Annotated in this window: 6 protein-coding genes; 2 read left to right on the top strand and 4 right to left on the bottom strand. The window is 68.6% G+C overall.

Annotation, left to right across the window (positions count from 1 at the left end; genetic code table 11):
• Positions 1-12: 12 nt before the first annotated feature.
• From G7063_RS00945 to G7063_RS00930, 4 genes are all read right to left on the bottom strand, one after another.
• A complete protein-coding gene (locus G7063_RS00945; RefSeq protein WP_166412665.1) occupies positions 13-9,768 on the bottom strand; it encodes an invasin domain 3-containing protein in 9,756 nt (3,251 codons plus the stop codon).
• A gap of 246 nt (positions 9,769-10,014) precedes the next feature.
• On the bottom strand, positions 10,015-12,570 hold the full coding sequence (locus tag G7063_RS00940) for a LuxR C-terminal-related transcriptional regulator (protein ID WP_166412664.1): 2,556 nt from the start codon (positions 12,568-12,570) through the stop codon (positions 10,015-10,017).
• Between the two features lie 243 nt (positions 12,571-12,813).
• Entirely contained in the window at positions 12,814-13,080 is a 267-nt protein-coding gene (locus G7063_RS00935; RefSeq protein WP_166412663.1) for a hypothetical protein, read from the bottom strand.
• 39 nt (positions 13,081-13,119) lie between these two features.
• The gene (locus G7063_RS00930; RefSeq protein ID WP_166412662.1) at positions 13,120-13,986 is read right to left on the bottom strand and encodes a nuclease-related domain-containing protein; all 867 of its coding nucleotides are present in this window, start codon (positions 13,984-13,986) and stop codon (positions 13,120-13,122) included.
• A gap of 87 nt (positions 13,987-14,073) precedes the next feature.
• On the opposite strand from G7063_RS00930, the gene G7063_RS00925 reads away from it, so the two are divergent.
• Both G7063_RS00925 and G7063_RS00920 read left to right on the top strand, forming a co-directional pair.
• Positions 14,074-14,490 (top strand): (deoxy)nucleoside triphosphate pyrophosphohydrolase, encoded by a 417-nt coding sequence (locus G7063_RS00925; RefSeq protein ID WP_166412661.1) that lies wholly within the window; start codon positions 14,074-14,076, stop codon positions 14,488-14,490.
• A 44-nt stretch (positions 14,491-14,534) separates the two neighbouring features.
• Positions 14,535-17,615: a DUF3427 domain-containing protein gene (locus G7063_RS00920; RefSeq protein WP_240916146.1), complete on the top strand. Its 3,081-nt coding sequence runs from the start codon at positions 14,535-14,537 to the stop codon at positions 17,613-17,615.
• The last annotated feature ends 121 nt before the right edge of the window (positions 17,616-17,736 follow it).

Raw genomic sequence — 17,736 nt, 5'->3', positions numbered from 1 at the left:
GACGACTGCCGATCAGGCCTCGTCGTCCTCCCGGCGGCGGCGTACCGCGAGGAGGAAGAGGCCGAGCAGCATGATGAGCAGGCCTCCGAGGGCAAAGGGCGCCACCGTCGAGCCGGTCGTCGGGAGGCTGGTCGGAGGTGCATCCGTGGGTGACGCCTCCGGTGCGACGCCCTCGGTCGTCTCGTCCGACGGATCGACCGTGTCGGACCCCGTCGGGACCTTCGGCTGCCCGCCCGTCTCAGGTTCCGACGGGGCCTCCGTCGGTTCGGACGTCGGCTCTTCCGTCGGGACGGGAGTCGGGTCCTCCGTCGGGACGGACGTCGGGTCCTCCGTCGGGAGGTACGTGACGACCACCGGCTCGGAGGTGTTCCCCGCCGGGTCGGTGACGACGACCTTGACGACGTCCTCCTCAGTCAACGGAGTCTCAGGCGTGAACGTCCAGGAGCCCTCACCGTTGTCCGTCCAGGAACCCGGAACCTCGTTGCCCTCACCATCAGTGATCGACGGCTTGGCACCATCCTCAACACCGGTGACCGTCACCGAAGAACCATCCGACGGAGCAGCCTCAGGAGCGACCGGCGACGTGGTATCGATCTCGACCGTGACCTCGCCCGAACTGTTGCCAGCCGGATCGGTCACCACGACCTTGACGACGTCCTCCTCGGTCAACGGCGTCTCAGGCACGAACGTCCAGGAGCCCTCACCGTTGTCCGTCCACGAACCCGGAACCTCGTTGCCCTCACCATCAGTGATCGACGGCTTGGCACCATCCTCAACACCGGTGACCGTCACCGAAGAACCATCCGACGGAGCAACCTCAGGAGCAGCCGGCGACGTGGTGTCGACCTCGACTGCCACCTCAGCGGAGGTGTTCCCCGAAGGATCGGTCACCACAACCTTGACCACATCCTCCTCGGTCAACGGCGTCTCAGGCGTGAACGTCCAGGAGCCCTCACCGTTGTCCGTCCACGAACCCGGAACCTCGTTGCCCTCACCATCAGTGATCGACGGCTTCGCACCATCCTCAACACCGGTGACAACAACCGAAGAACCATCCGAGGGAGCAACCTCAGGGGTTGCCGGCGACGTGGTGTCGATCTCGACCGTGACCTCGCCCGAGCTGTTGCCAGCCGGATCGGTCACGACAACCTTGACCACATCCTCCTCGGTCAACGGAGTCTCAGGAACGAACGTCCACGAACCCTCACCGTTGTCCGTCCACGAACCCGGAACCTCGTTGCCCTCACCATCAGTGATCGACGGCTTGGCACCATCCTCAACACCGGTGACGACAATCTCAGAACCATCCGAGGGAGCAACCTCAGGAGCGACCGGCGACGTGGTATCGATCTCGACCGTGACCTCGCCCGAACTGTTGCCAGCCGGATCGGTCACCACGACCTTGACGACGTCCTCCTCGGTCAACGGAGTCTCAGGAACGAACGTCCACGAACCCTCACCGTTGTCCGTCCACGAACCCGGAACCTCGTTGCCCTCACCATCAGTGATCGACGGCTTGGCACCATCCTCAACACCGGTGACCGTCACCGAAGAACCATCCGACGGAGCAACCTCAGGAGCAGCCGGCGACGTGGTGTCGACCTCGACTGCCACCTCAGCGGAGGTGTTCCCCGAAGGATCGGTCACCACAACCTTGACCACATCCTCCTCGGTCAACGGCGTCTCAGGCACGAACGTCCAGGAGCCCTCACCGTTGTCCGTCCACGAACCCGGAACCTCGTTGCCCTCACCATCAGTGATCGACGGCTTCGCACCATCCTCAACACCGGTGACGACAACCTCAGAACCATCCGAGGGCTCCACGACCGGAGTCGTGGGCTGCGAGGAGTCGACCTCCACGGTTGCCGGACCCGAGACGTTCCCCGCAGCGTCAGCCGCGACCACGCTCAGCTCGACACCATCACCAGGACGCGGCTCCGGCACGCAGGAGAACGAACCCGTCACCTCGTCTGCAGCGGTGGTGCACAGCACCACGTCACCCTCAAAGACCGTCACGACAGAACCCGGCTCAGCCGTTCCCGCCACCACAGCCCCGCTGGTGGGATTGACCACCGGCGCCTCAGGAGCAGTCGTGTCAACAACCACCTCCACCGGCTCCGAGCTGTTACCAGCCGGGTCGGTGACGACGACCTTGACGACGTCCTCCTCGGTCAGTGGCGTCTCAGGCGTGAACGTCCATGAACCCTCGCCACCATCAACCCAGGTCCCAGGAACCTCGTTGCCCTCACCATCAGTGATCGACGGCTTGGCGCCATCCTCAACACCGGTGACAACAACCGAAGAACCATCCGACGGAGCAACCTCAGGAGCAGCCGGCGACGTGGTGTCGATCTCGACCGTGACCTCGCCCGAGCTGTTGCCAGCCGGATCGGTCACGACAACCGTGACGACGTCCTCCTCGGTCAGCGGCGTCTCAGGCGTGAACGTCCATGAACCCTCGCCACCATCAACCCAGGTCCCAGGAACCTCGTTGCCCTCACCATCGGTGATCGACGGCTTGGCACCATCCTCAACACCAGTGACCGTCACCGAAGAACCATCCGAGGGAGCAACCACCGGCGCCGCAGGAGCAGTCGTGTCAATGACCACCTCCACCGGCTCCGAGCTGTCGCCAGCCGGATCGGTCACGACAACCGTGACGACGTCCTCCTCGGTCAGCGGCGTCTCAGGCGTGAACGTCCATGAACCCTCGCCACCATCAACCCAGGTCCCAGGAACCTCGTTGCCCTCACCATCGGTGATCGACGGCTTGGCGCCATCCTCAACACCGGTGACCGTCACCGAAGAACCATCCGACGGAGCAACCTCAGGAGCGACCGGCGACGTGGTGTCGACCTCGACTGCCACCTCAGCGGAGGTGTTCCCCGAAGGATCGGTCACCACAACCGTGACGACGTCCTCCTCGGTCAGCGGTGTCTCAGGCGTGAACGTCCAGGAGCCCTCACCGTTGTCCGTCCAGGAACCCGGAACCTCGTTGCCCTCACCATCGGTGATCGACGGCTTGGCGCCATCCTCAACACCGGTGACCGTCACCGAAGAACCATCCGACGGAGCAACCTCAGGAGCAGCCGGCGACGTGGTGTCGACCTCGACTGCCACCTCAGCGGAGGTGTTCCCCGAAGGATCGGTCACCACAACCGTGACGACGTCCTCCTCGGTCAGCGGTGTCTCAGGCGTGAACGTCCAGGAGCCCTCACCGTTGTCCGTCCAGGAACCCGGAACCTCGTTGCCCTCACCATCAGTGATCGACGGCTTCGCACCATCCTCAACACCGGTGACGACAACCGAAGAACCATCCGAGGGAGCAACCTCAGGAGCCTCAGGAGCGATCGCATCGACGAGGACCGGGGCGGGCACCGACTCGAAGCCGTGCTCGTCGATCGCGACGACGACCACGGTGGTGCCGTCGGCGAGCGCGGGCTCTGGGACGAAGGTGAACATCCCGTCGTCTGCGACCGTGACGGTTCCGGGGACGACGTCCCCGTGGGCGTCACGGATCTCGACATCGTTGCCCGGGGTGACGACGCCCGTGACGGCGGTGCCGTCGGAGGGGTTGACGACCGGGGTCAGCGGAGTCGCGACGAAGAGCACGTCGGCCGACAGGAGTGCCGTCGAGCCGTCGATCGTGAAGGTCACGTGGGCGAGGCCCGCGACGACGGAGGTGATCGAGGTGCTCCAGGTGCCGTCGGCGTTGCCGACGACCTCGCCCACGAGGCCGAGGTCCGAGAAGACCTTGACGTCGTGCGCGCTCGTGACGAGGTTGCCGAGCGCGTCGAGCAGGGTGACGACGACGTCGGACGTGTCGGCGCCGTCGGCCTGGACGGGCGACGTGGCTGAGATCGTCGATGCTGCCGTCGACGCGTCGCCCGTGGTCCACGCGACGGCGGTGCCGTCACCGGTCCCGACCGGCTGACCGGCGACGAGCGCGTGGACGATCGCGGTCGCGGCGGACGTCGCCGTGATCGTCACGGTGAACGTCCCGTCAGCCCCGGTGCGACCGAACGACGGTCCGTCGAAGGTCGCGTCCGTACCGGCCTGGTCGAGCGTCAGTGCGACGGTCGTGCCGGGGACGGGCAGGCCTGACGTCCCGACGGCCGTGACCGTCGCGGTGTAGCTCTGTCCGGCCACGAGCGGCGAGGCGGGCGTGACGACGAGGGTCGACAGAGCCGCCTCGACGTCCCCGGTCCCGTAGGCGAGGGTGACAGCTGCGCCACCCTGCACGGGGGTCCCGTCGACCGAGGCCGTGACCGAGAAGGCACCAACGGCGGTCGAGGTCACCGGGACGACGACGGTTCCGTCGGCCGCGGTGGTCCACGGTCCGTCACCGGTGGCGAGGCCCGCGGGGAGGTCGAGCTCGACGGCGCGTCCGGCGACAGGGTTGCCGTACGCGTCGCGGAGCGTGACGGTGACGCTGTGCGCGTCGGTGCCGTTCGCGTACCGGGTCCCGGTCGTGGCAGTGACGGTCGAGCGGCCGTCGGCCCCGAGGTCGGGGTCGCCGACGGTCCAGGCACGCTCGGCGGTGCCGACCTCGACGGGCTCGCCGTCGAGGACGAGCGTCGCGACGATCGTGTCGGTCCCTGCGACCGTGCGGACGACGGTCGTCGTCCAGCGGCCTTCGGCATCGGTCGTGCCTGCGGCGACGCGGCCGTCGGCGAGGAGCGCGACCGCGACGGAGGAGCCGGCGACGGGGTTGCCGTCGGCGTCGCGCACGATCACGGTCGCCGTGTAGGGCTGGCCGACCTCGACAGGTCCGGCCTCGGCGACGACGAGCTCGGAGCTCGTCGCCGACGCGGCGCCCGCGACGTAGACGAGTGCGACCGTCGGCCGCTGCGGGACGGCGGTGCCGCCCACCGTGACCTCGACGCCGTAGGTGCCCGCGACGGTCGTCACGAGATCGACCGTCGTGTTCCCGTCGGCGTCCGTGACACCGAGGGCGCGCGACTTCGTCGCGAGCCCGTCCGGGAGCGCGAAGGTCACCTCGACGTCGGGCACGGGGTTGCCGTGGGCGTCGCGGATGCGAGCGGTCACCGTGTGGTGGTCGGTGCCGTCGGCGAGGCGTGCACCGGTCGTGCCGACGACGGAGCTGGCGCCGTCCTCGGCGAGGTCGGGTGCTCCGGCGACGAAGCGCAGCGCGGCCGGGTCTCCGACGGTCGCTCCGCCGACGGTGGCCGTGAGCGTCGCCGTGCCGGCGACCGTGGAGGTGACGTGCACGGTGAGCGCACCGGACTCGTCGGTGACCCACGGACCGTCCTCGACGATGCTCGCGGCACCTTCGAGGTCGAGGCCGACGGGGGCACCTGCGACGAGGTTGCCCTCGGCGTCGCGCACCGTGATCGTCGCGGTGAAGCTGTCTCCGACGGTGACGGCACCGTCGGGCGTCACGACGAGGGTCGACGACGACGCGTCGGGAGCCCCGACGGTGAAGGTCACGGATGCAGGGACTCCGTCCCGGACAGCGGCCCCGTCGATCGAGACCGTGTCGACCATGTACGTGCCTGCGGTGCGCGACACGACGTCGAGCGCCCAGGTGCCGTCTGCACCCGTGACTCCGGTCGTCCCAGCACCCCGGGCGGGCTCGAGGCCCTGCGGCAGCGGGCCGAAGGCGACGTCAGCACCGGCCACGGGGTTCCCGAAGGAGTCCACGGCGGTGATCGTCAGGGTGTGGACGGCGGTGCCGTTCGCCTCGACGTCGCCCGTCGTGGCGGACAGCGAGCTTGCGCCCTCAGAGACGTCGACAGCGCCGGCCTTCCATGCGACCTCGACCCCGGCGACCGGAGCGATCTGTGTGCCGCTCACGGTCGCGGTCACCGTGAAGGTCCCCGCGACGGCCGACGCGAGACGGAGCGTCGCGCGGCCCTCGGCGTCGGTCGTGACGGTGAACGGACCCGACGTGCCGTCGGCAGCCTTGACCGCCGTCGGTGCCGTGAACGTCACGGTCGTGCCCGCGACAGGATTGCCGTGCGCGTCGACCACGGTCGCGCGCACGACGTGCACCGAGGCCGCGTCCGGGGCCGCGGGGTCGGTCACCGAGAGGGCGCCGTCGGTGAGGCGCTCGAGGAGCGTGAGGTCGTGACCCGGCGCAGGCGCACCCGCGACGAACCTCGCGACGACGGGCTCGCCGACCGTGGCACCGTCGAGCGTGACCGTGACGGTACGCGTTCCGGCGACGGTCGAGACGACGTCGGCGCGATAGACGCCCGTCGTGCCGACCTCGGTCCATGCCGAGACGGTCGTGCCTGCTGCGGCGGTGCCGGTGAGCTCGGCGGCAAGACCCGTCGCCGGGTTGCCGTGAGCGTCGGCGAGCGTCGCGGTGACCACGTGCACGGCGCTGCCGTCGGCTGCGCGTGCCTCGTCGTCGTCGATCGTCACGATGCCGGTCCCGTCGAGGACGGGCGCTCCGGCGACGAACGTGGCGTCGGCGTTGCCGTCGGCCGCGAGCCGCAGCGTCGTGGACGCGAGGCTCGGGACCACCGTGTACGTCCCGGCCACCGTCGAGGTGACAGGTGCGGTGTAGGTCCCGGCTGCGGTCTCGGCGAACGCGCCGATGGTGGCACCGGCGGTGGCGCTCAGCTCGGCGGCACGGCCGCGGGCGGGCTTCCCGACGATGTCGACGAGGGTGACGGTGACGGTGTGCGAGTCCTCGCCGTCGGCCGTCCGCTCACCGGTCGTCACCGTGTACGACGTCCCGGTCGCCAGCAGGTCGACCGGCACTGCCTGGAACGTCACCGTCGCAGGAGAGCCGTCGATCGACCGGCCGTCGAGGACCGTCGCACCCACCTCGGACGCTCCCGGGACCAGCGACACCACGGAGATCCGCGCGATGCCGTCAGCGCCGGTCCGTGCCGTGAGCGACGAGCCGGACGCGCCCGAGACACCGTCCGGGACGGTGAACGTCACGAGGGCGTTCGCGACTGGCTTGCCGTGCGCGGCCCGGACGGTCGCGGCGAGCGAGTTCGTCGCGACGCCGTCCGCGAGCGCGCCGTCCGCCGTGATGGCGAGCGTCGAGCCCGTCGCGGATGGGGCGTCGTCGTCGAGGATGTCGACGCGGAGCGTGTCGAGCTCGAGGCCGGCGAAGTTCGGGTCGTCAGTGACGACGATGGTGTCGAGCGAGACCTGACGCGTGCCGTCGACGACGCGGTTGTCGATCGCGAGGACGTCGACGTCGACCTGACGGTCGATCGTCGTCATCGTCGGGTTGGCGGCGTCAAGGACCGGGTTGTTGGCGACGGTCCTCGCGAGCGTGCTCGCGCCGGGGGCAGGCGAGACGGGGTTCGCGGCGTCCTGCACGACTCCGCTCCAGCTCTGCTGGAGGACGAGCGTGCTCGTCGGGGCGAGCGCGACCCGGCCCTCGCTGTCGCGGGCGACGTTCTCGATCCGGAACGCTGCCGGTGCGGTGCCGGGCTCGGCGACCTCGAGGACGTTGTTCTCGGGCAGCGTGAGCTCGAGGGGCGAGCGGTAGAGCACCGACGCGTCGAGGTCGGTGACACGCATGCCGTAGAGCCCGGGGTCAGCGGCCGCCGCGGCCTCGGGATCGGTGGCGCCGGCGTGCTTGCCGAGGAGACCGGTGAAGTCGACGGGAGCGTACGTGATCGAGGGGTCCTCACCGTCGGGGATCCCGGCGGTGTTGGAGTCGGCCTTGCTCGGGTTGCCTGCAAGGTCCTTGACCTTCCCGGCGGCGACGACCGGCTCGATGGTACCGGTCGCGTTGGCGCGGGTGACGACCGTCCAGCGGGTGTTGACGGTCGCGTCGTCATCGACGGGGGTCACCGAGACGACCGCGGAACCCTTGGCCGTGCCGACGAACGAGAGCGCGGACGCGGGGAGCCCTCCCGAGAGCGGCTCGGACGACATGACGTCGAACGTCACGAGACGCTTGTACGTCGGGTCCTCCTGCGAGGACGCCTGCTTGACCCAGGTGACGGGGGCGCAGCGGTCGGGGCCGCTCGCGGTGATGGTGCGGGACATGCGCGACGTCAGGCCGTCGGAGCCCTTGGTCTGGAGGCGCAGGAGCTGTCCGTCACCGGCACCCGTGTAGTAGAAGCTCAGGGTCGTGGGCAGCGCGGCGGTCGTGGTCTTCACCCGACCGAGGTACTGCGCCATGCCGTGCGTCCCGCCGATGTAGGCGTCGACGTAGATCGGGTCGACCGGGGCCGTCCCGTTCGCCACCGGCTTCTCGACCGCGACGTCGATGCGGCACGCCATGTCCTCGTCCGGGACAACAGCCTTCGACGGGTAGGCGGTGGTCGTCTGGCGGTTGGCATCAGGCGCGTAGAGCGGGTTACCGGTGCTCACCGTCGTGGTCTCGGCGGAGACGAGCGACGTCGCACCCGAGATGTTGCTCATCGTGTTGCGCTCGACGACGACCTTGGCGCCGACCGGCACCTCGACGTTGATGACCTGACCGACCGCCGCGTTGGCACGACGCCAGCCGGCCACCGTGTTGTCCGTGATGCTGATGCCCGTGTCACCCGTGGACCCGGTGTAGTTGACGCGCACCGCGGGCACGGTCATCGAGACGCTCTTCTGACGGTTGATGAAGCTGTTCCCGCGAATGGCGAGGGTCGCGCCGGGAGCAGGCGCCGTGCCCACGTAGATGCCGGCCCCGAAGGCGTAGAGGGCGCTCTTGCGCGCGTCGTTGGAGATCGTGTTGCCCTCGATGACGCTCGTCCCGCTCACCTGGATGCGCTGCAGGCTGATGGGCGAGCCGAGATCCGGGTTCGAGTAGTAGTAGAAGTCGTTGAAGGTGTTGCCGACGATCCGCAGGTCTCGCACGTACGCGGCGACATTCCACGTTCCGAACCCTGAGAAGTAGTTTCCAGAGGTCGCGGCGAGCTGGGCGTCCGAGACGAAACGGGATCCGGTGACGGTCAGCCCGTTGACGGGCGTCGAGGTAGCTCCGTACTGGGGGACGATGTTGACGCCGACCGCCCATAGCGAGTCGAACGTCACGTTGTCGATGACTATGTCGCTGGCCCCGCCGACTACGCTGACCGCGCGTTCGTTGGCGATGATCCCGTACCCGGACGGGGCGTTCCCGATCAGACCGTTCTCGAGCCGGAAGCCCTTCGCTGTCTTGCCGACGTAGACGGCGCCCTCGGCGGTGTAGATGTTGCCGAAGTTGCGCAACACCTGGTTCTCGCCGGTGAATGACATGAAGGCGCCGACGTATGTGGCATCGCCGTAGTTCTCGGAGCCGATGCGGCTCTGGAGGTCGACGACGACGTTGCCCTTGAACCAGAGGACCGAACCGCCGTCTGCGTCGGAGTACCCACCCACCGTGCTGTTCATGAGAGCGGCGCTCGGGATCATCCCCGTGAAGCCCGACGAGATGTTGTTCGCCAGGCCGAAGAGGTAGACGTTGCCGGTGTTGGACGTGGTGCCGTCGCGTGCGAGGAGTGAACCGCCCGCGGTCGGGTCGGCCGGCACGATGAGGTAGCGCTTGGCGGGGTCCTTGTCGTACAACGCGTTCGTCTCCATCGCTGCCGCGACGAGCGAGCAGCGAGACCCGTAGGACGTCGCCGAGGCGCACACGCCGTCGCCGGGGTTGGCGTCGACGGTGAGACGAAGGTCGTCGACGTAGAACGTCTGGTCGTAGCCGTTGCCATCCGCGACGGTACCGGCGGCGAACGAGGGAGCCGCGATGCCAACGAGGACGAGGGCCGCGGCCGTGAGGGCTGCGAGGATGCGCGCGGCAGGGCGGCGGTAGCCGTCCGGCCGTCCCGCACGGGACGTGGGTGCTGTGGGCACGAGGACTCCTGGACCTGGTTCGGGTGGGCGTCCCGGGCGTCTCGCGGAAGCCGCAGGCAGACGAGGGACGAGTCCATGACACCCGTGAGACTTTGTCGTACCAATGGGACACGGTGGGGGCGACAGCGATCTCGGTAGCGACGACACGGACCTTCGGTGCCGTCTCTCACCCGTCTCGGCAGGGGAGCGGGTGAAGAGTCCTCAGCCCGGTGCTCACCGCGATCGGCTCCGCAGCGCCTCATGACCTCAGTGGTGGGCGAGCCAGGTCCGTACGGCGAGCGCCAGGTCGTCGCGGTTGTCGACACCGATCTTGCGACACGCACTGAGCACGTGGGAGTCGACGGTGCGCACGGAGACGACGAGCGCCTCGGCGATCGCAGAGTTGCTCATCGACCGTGCGACGAGCTCGGCGACCTCACGTTCGCGCACGGAGAGGTCGACGAGCTGCCGGTAGTGCGCGAAGAGCCGTCCGCGTGCGACCCGATCGTCGTGGATGCCATCCCACGTAGCCTGGACGAGGTTCGCACCGCGTGCGGCGTCGCCAAGCTCGCGCAGCAGTCGAGCGGCCGTCAGCGGAGCGCGTACCGCGTACTGCATCTGCCCTACCGTGGCGAGCGGACCTTCGAGGATCTGGAGCGTCTCGACGTCCTTCTCCTCGATCGCGATCGCATAGGCGGCGACGAGTCGTCCCGCCTCTCCCTGCAGCTGTGGCAGCAGCCCTCGGAGGACCGGGCCGACGGGGCTCCCGCCACCGAGCTCCGCGATCCACGCGGCCAGGGAGACGGCAAGGAACGTGAACCCGCGAGCGACCGCGTCCTTGAAGAGCGCCACGAGGCTGGCCTCAAGATCCGGCGTGGGGCGCGTCGAGGCACTTTCGACGAACGTCAGTCCAAGCTCTCCGGACATTCCGGGGAACGGACCCATCCCTGGGCTGACCTCCCGGGCTCGGACGGCGAGCGAGCGGGCATACGCCTGCAGGCCGTGGTCGGCGGCGTCGACCGCGCCGATGCCGAGCAGGCCGACGAGGAACTGGCTGTGCCCGTTCGCGGCAGCGCCGAGGGTGAGGACGGTCGCATTGTGCGCCTGGAGCTCGTCGTCGCGCGCTCCCATGCGCAGGACGAGCGAGACGACGTAGGCGAACGTCTCGATCGCCGCGACGTCGAGCGCGTCGAGCGCGTCGTCCAGCCGCCGTGACGCTAGCTCGAGCGCGCCCTGGGTGTCGCCCTCGAGGTAGAGCGCGATGCAGAGCGAGGAGTCCCGCACGAGCCGGTGGTGGTGGCTCGTCGGCGTGAATGACGTGAGAAGCGCGATCGCGTCGGACGTCCGGCCCTGCGCGACGAGCACGGTGCCTCGGACGACGTTTGCCGCTTCGAGGTTCAGCGGATCGTCGCAGGGCTCGACGTCGAACAGCGAGTCGTCGGGCATCGTGCCGGACATGAGCTGCAGGTAGGCGATGTGCGCGCCGAGCAGCCCGCGGAAGATCGGGTTTGCCTCGCGGACGCGTTCAAGGCTTTCGACAGCACGGGCTACGTCACCGGCGATGTGTGCGATCGCGGTCGCCCGCCACACCTCGAGCCTCGCCAGCTCGAGCCCGGACCGGGTGTCCGTCCCGTCGACGACATCCTCCATCTCGCCGAGATCGACCTCCGTGTCGAAGAGCGCAGCGAGCAGTGCAAGGGCTTGGGTACCCGTACGATCGGCCTCCCACGCCCTGCGAGTCACGACGACGCGGCGGTCCTGCTCGCGGCGGATGACCTGGGGAAGCACCGCCCCGGCCCGACGACGGTCGACCGTCCAGAGGTTCCCCGGGGCGACCGGGTCGCTCAGTCCTGCCCGGCCAGGCAACTCGTCGCCCGACGCCCGCAGTCGCGCGAGGATCGCTGCCTTCCTCACCGCCGGCGCCTCGCTCTCGAGGTAGGTGCCGAGGATCATCGGGAAGACGGCGACGACCGGGGCCTTCGGGCCCGCGATGACGTAGACGAGCCCCAGCTCTTCGAGGTGACCGAGCATCTCGGTCGTCACGAGTCCCGCAGCGACGGACACCTCCTGAGGGCCCACGACGGCAAGCGTCTCGAGTGCGGCGAAGCCCTCGTCATCGAGCAACGACGTGAACACGGCGACGGCGTCGCCGAGGACCGGGCTCCACAGGTCGCCGACGACGCTCCATGCGCCGCCTCGGCGCGCGAGTACGCCGCGGCGCACGCCCTCGGCGACGATCGCGACAACCAGACCGGGCAGGCCGCCCGACTTCGCCGCGACACGAGCCACAGCATCCTGCGCTACCTCCCCGCCGAGGACGGAGGTCATGACGGCGAGGACCTCGTCGTGCCGCAAGGTCGGGACTGCCACGCGCTGGGCGGCCTCGGTCGAGAATATGCGGTCGGCGTGACGGGTGAGCGGCCCGGTGCTCAGCAGGGCCGGCGCACCGGCCCTCGCGCGGGCAGTTCGCAGCACGCCAAGGCTGGCCTGGTCGAGCCGCTCCGCGTCGTCGACCACGAGCACGGCGCGGCGAGAGAGCCGCTCCGTCGTCTGCTCGACGGCGTCGGCGACGACCCGCGCGGACAGCACGGGGCCACCGACCTCGATCCCCGCCGTGGCGAGCACCGCGAGCGGCCGGTCTGCGAGGCCCGGGTTCGCCCGGAAGACTAGGGAACCCTCCCCGGCCTCGTCGAGACGTTCGACGACCTTGTCGAGCGTGAAGCTCTTGCCCGAACCCGGCAGCCCGACGAGTCGCACGACACCTCCGGTGCGCACGCGCGTCAGTACGTCGTCCACGACCCGGGAGTGAAGCTTCTGCGCCATGTCACCATGGAACTCCGCCGTGCGCCCGCCCACAACACCTCCAACGCCCACGTCCACCACGCGACCTGGAGCGAGAGAGCCCGCACCCGCATGTCACACGATGATGCGTCGCAGCCGTCGGCCTACCGGCTCGACGTACGTCAGGACCGGGACGGCTCCGCACCGGCCGACGGAAAGTCGGTAAGGCGGCGGGCGACGCTCGGCACCGAGCGCGTGCACGGGACGCCAAGCCCGTGGGTTCCGTCAGGCGAAGCCGACGAGCGCGTCGTACGCGACGAGCACGACCGCGGACACGACGACGCACCGCCCGAACCACAGGCCGCCGAGGTTCGCGGGGCGACGGACGACCTCCTCCGCCTCGTAGGTCGCGAACAGCACGGGGATGTCGGACTCGACGACCGTGTAGGCGGCGGGTGCCTCGTCGACGATCGCGTGCAGGTGACGGGACGCGGCAAGAGCGGCGCGCCTCGAGGAGGTCGTCGCGGCGGGCAGCGGGTGGAGGTCCGTCATGTCCGTGTTATCGGACGGTCGCGTGGGCGGCTTGAGTTTTCACGGGGTCGAGGTTGAGGACGTGACGACGGCCGCGACGACGTCGCCGACCCACCCCGCGATCACGGGCCCGTACGCGACGAGCCACGCGACGCCTATTGCCGCCAGTCCCAGCTTGAGCAGGCCCATGCCGAGCGCGCGGCCGCGGCTCGGCGCCGCCCGCTTCCTCGGGCCTGGGGTGGGTACCGTCGTCGGCCGACGCTTGCGGCCGTGCGCCCGCGGCGCACGCGCGTCGCGCGGCTGCACGAGCTCGCGATCGAGGACGGACGCGACGGCCGCGACGTCGAACGGCGTGAGCCGCGGCGGCAGCGTGAGCAGCCACGGCCCCAGCTGAGCCCGCCCGACGACGGTGATCGACCCGATCGGCACGGGATCGACGTCGTGCGCGACCGTCGTGAGCGCGCCGCGCGCGGCGGTGCGGTGCTCGGGCCGCAGGAGCGCCGCGACCGACGCCGCCTGCAGGCCGACCGCATCCGTCTCCTTGGTGCGCGCGTAGCCGTTCTGGCGGAGGACGCCGCCCTCCGTCGTCACGGTGCCCGTCCAGTTCTTCGCGTCGATGACGACGACGCCACCCGGGCCGATCGCCACATGGTCGATGTTCGCGAGCTGCCGGTCTGGCTGCCGCACGTCGTGCAGGAGCGTCCAGCCGTAGCGCTCGAGCGCGCCGAGCGTGTGCGCGACGAGCCGCTCGCCCTCCGCACCCTGCGACCACGTGCGCTGCTGCTTGAGCGCCCGCTCGAGCTGCGCCTGCGCGGCCGCATCCGTCTGATCGCGCAGCTCCTGCTCACGACGAAGCGCCTGGGCACGACGAGAGGCGCGGGACGCAACCTCCTCCGCGCCCCTGCCGGGGAGAGTCGGATCGGTCATGTCGTGGGGATCGGCAGATTGGGGCGGGGGCGTGAGTTCCTACTGCGCAACCAGCCTGTCCCACTGAGTCGCTGAGATACTCGCGTGGTGACATCTCCTCGACTTGTAGTGGGCGCGGTCCTCGTTGACTCGCTCAACGTCCCGACGACGTTTGTCGGAGCCCGGCGCACGAAGCCTGCTGAGCTCGTTGGCCGGTGGGAGTTTCCTGGCGGGAAGGTTGAGCCCGGCGAGTCGCCTGAGGCGGCGCTCGTCCGTGAACTGCAGGAGGAACTCTCGATCACCGTTCGCCTCGGTTCCGAGATCGTGGGACCGGTAGGCGGGGCGTGGCCGATCTCCACGTCGTACGAGATGCGCGTGTGGTTTGCGGTCGTCGATGAGGGCTCCATTAAGCCGACAGACTCACACGACGAGCACCGATGGCTCACTGTTGACGACGCCCTCTCCGTTCCGTGGCTCGACGCGGACGTCCCGATCGCCAGGGAGATCGCACGCCGACTCGTGTAGTCGATGCTGGTGAAACGTCGGTCGTCCATGCCAAGCTCGGGCCCGTGGCTGAGAACAGGGTGGTCGGCCTCTACGAAGAGGTCCACACAGGGGCAGTAGAGCGGGAGTTCGCGCGGGCGCTGGGCATCAGCCCGCAGTTCCGACCGATCCCCGAGGGCGACGTGCCCGCTGTTTTGGCGCGCCATGTTGCGAGCGTTGTCGAGCGACGACTCACCGGCCTGACGGCCGAACAGCAGACGGCCATCGCGAACGAGGCACTAGCGGCGTACGGCTCCGAAGACGACGTCCTGGTTGCACTCGAGCAGCTTGTCGCGGTCAACAGCACCGACTCGTATCGCGCGCGACTTCTCACTCCGCCGCTGACTCCGCTCTCCCAGACGGCACTTCTCACAAACGCGCCCGGCGAACCGAGCCTTGGGCACGAACTCCGTTCGGAGCTCACGAGCGCTGACTCGGTTGATCTTCTTTGCGCGTTCGTGAAGTTCACAGGCATCCGCATCATCAAGGAGCAGCTCGAGCAGCTTCGCGACCACGGGATCCCCCTGCGCGTCATTACGACGACGTACATGGGCGCCACCGATCGTCGAGCGCTCGACGTGCTTGTCCGCGAACTCGGCGCAAGCGTCAAGGTCTCCTACGAACGTGACTCCACCCGACTGCACGCGAAGGCGTGGCTCCTGAAGCGCGCATCCGGCTACGACACCGCCATCATCGGCTCGTCCAACCTTTCCAAGGCTGCCCTAGTCGATGGCCTTGAGTGGAACATTCGCGCGTCAAGCGTCGCGACGCCGGCTCTCATCCGGAAGTTCGAGGCCACGTTCGAGACGTACTGGAACGACCCTTCGTTCGAGTCGTACGACCCTGACGTCGACGCCGAGAAGTTTGATCTCGCCATCCAGCGAGCGAGCGGCAATAGTTCCATCGTTCTGTCGGGGCTCGAGGTGCACCCCCGGCCGTATCAGTCGATCATGCTTGAGGCCCTCGCCGCCGAGCGCGCGCTGCACGACCGGCATCGCAACCTCCTCGTGGCTGCCACGGGCACCGGCAAGACCGTCGTCGCGGCGCTCGACTACAAGTCCCTGTGCGAGGGGCAGACCCAACGCCCAACGCTGCTCTTCGTCGCGCACCGGAGGGAGATCCTCCAGCAATCGCTGCGAACCTTCCGTGAGGTGCTTGGAGATCCCTCATTCGGTGAGCTCATGGTGGACGGCATCCGCCCGTCGCAGAAGCGGCATGTCTTCGCGTCGATTCAGTCGCTCGCCGCCGCGCTCGACTTGATGCCCGCGGACGCCTTCGACGTCGTCATCGTCGACGAGTTCCACCATGCCGCGGCGCCCAGCTACCGAACACTCCTCGAGGAGCTCGAGCCGAAGGAGCTCCTCGGCCTCACCGCCACGCCCGAACGAACTGATGGCTTCGACGTCCGGAGCCTCTTTGGCGATCGAGCGGCCTACGAGCTCCGCCTGTGGGACGCGCTGGATCAGGACTTGCTGTGCCCCTTCCACTACTACGGCATCGCTGACGACGTCGACCTGTCGCGCGTCGAGTGGAAGCGCGGCGGATATGCGGTCGCTGACCTTGATCGCGTGTACACGGGGAACGACGCCCGTTCCCGGCTGGTGCTCCGAGCACTTGCCGATCGCGTGGCCGACCCGACTCAGATGCGGGCGATCGGCTTCTGCGTCTCGGTCGCGCACGCCGCGTACATGACCTCGGTCTTCACCTCGCATGGGATCGTCGCCCGTACGGTCGTAGGTGACACCCCGCGTGAGGAGCGCGCACAGGCGCTCAACGACCTTCGCGACGGCGCAGTGCAGATCATCTTCACGGTTGATGTGTTCAACGAAGGAGTCGATGTTCCTTCGCTCGACACAGTGCTGCTTCTTCGTCCCACCGAGTCGGCCACCCTGTTCCAGCAGCAGCTCGGGCGTGGACTCCGCCGATCCGATGGCAAGGCACTTCTGACAGTTCTGGACTTCATCGGCCAACAGCACCGCGAGTTCCGCTTCGTCGACAAGTTCCGGGCGATGGCCTCGGGCACCGCAGCCGACATCGAGCGTCAGGTGGACGAAGGCTTTGGCTACCTGCCGTCGGGTTCGCAGATCGCACTCGACCACGTCTCGCGACAGATCATCCTCGACAACATCAAGTCCGCAGTCCGGGGCGCACTGTCGACCCTCGCTCGCGAGATCAAGAGTGCCGGCGATGTCGACCTAGCCGACTACTTGGCGGAGTACGACCGCTCCGTCACCGACATCTACTCGGGCGGGCGATCCTGGACGTCCCTCCGCCGCCGCGCAGAGATTGAGACGTCCACGGTCACCGAAGACGAACCGAGCCTCCTCTCGAAGATGTGGCGGTTCGCTCATGTCGACGATCCGGAGCGTGCAGCCGCCTACCGGCTGTGCGCGACGCCCGGCGGAACCGACTACGACCACATGACCGGGCGGCAGCAGCTCTATGCGGCGATGCTCGTCGGGCAGCTCTGGCCCGGATGGCGCGGTGTCACCACCGTCGCGGAGGGTATCGAACGGCTACGCGCGACACCGATTGTTGCCGATGAGCTCCGGCAGTTGATCGCCTACACATCCGAGTCCGCACGGCGCCTTACGGCTCCCCTCGAACGTGGGCTTGAGGGCGTTCCGCTCTTCACGCACGCGACCTACACGCGCGACGAGATCCTCATCGCGACTCGATGGGCGGAGCTACGGACGGGCGGCCGGACAACTACGGGCAGCGCCACCGGAGTCCTCTGGGTGGACGAGATCAAGACTGACCTCTTCTTCGTGACACTCCAGAAGGACCAGAAGGAGTTCTCACCACAGACGATGTACCGCGACTTCCCGATCAGCCAAGACCTGTTCCACTGGGAGAGTCAGAACCGGACGGCGATCGAGTCCGCAGTGGGTCAGAGGTACGTCAACCACGCGAGCCTCGGCACCCGCGTCGTCATCTTCACGCGCCTCACCAAGAACTCGGACCTCGGACAGGCTGCGACGTATGTTTGCCTCGGCACCGTCAGTCATGTCGACCATCGCGGATCTCGCCCCATCTCCATTACCTGGAAGCTCGATAGGGCGATGCCCGCATCAATCCTCGGCGCGGCAAACGTAGTAGGCGCGTGACCCGCGCGCCAGGCCCGCCTGGTTCCTGCCCCGCTCGCGTCGGCGACCTGCTCGAGCCCCGGAAGTCGTGCCGCAAAGAGCATTCTGTTTGGCGTCAGCGCATGACCCATACTGGCGACAA

This window comes from Sanguibacter sp. HDW7 (assembly GCF_011300875.1).
Lineage (GTDB): Bacteria > Actinomycetota > Actinomycetes > Actinomycetales > Cellulomonadaceae > Flavimobilis.
The sequence above is the reverse complement of the archived record's forward strand: the minus strand, read 5'-3'. Positions and strand labels throughout refer to the sequence as shown.

Excerpts from the sequence above, each read along its gene's own strand:
- G7063_RS00930 (WP_166412662.1), bottom strand. The coding sequence starts at position 13,986 with ATGACCGATCCGACTCTCCCCGGCAGGGGCGCGGAGGAGGTTGCGTCC.
- G7063_RS00935 (WP_166412663.1), bottom strand. The coding sequence starts at position 13,080 with ATGACGGACCTCCACCCGCTGCCCGCCGCGACGACCTCCTCGAGGCGC.
- G7063_RS00940 (WP_166412664.1), bottom strand. The coding sequence starts at position 12,570 with ATGGCGCAGAAGCTTCACTCCCGGGTCGTGGACGACGTACTGACGCGC.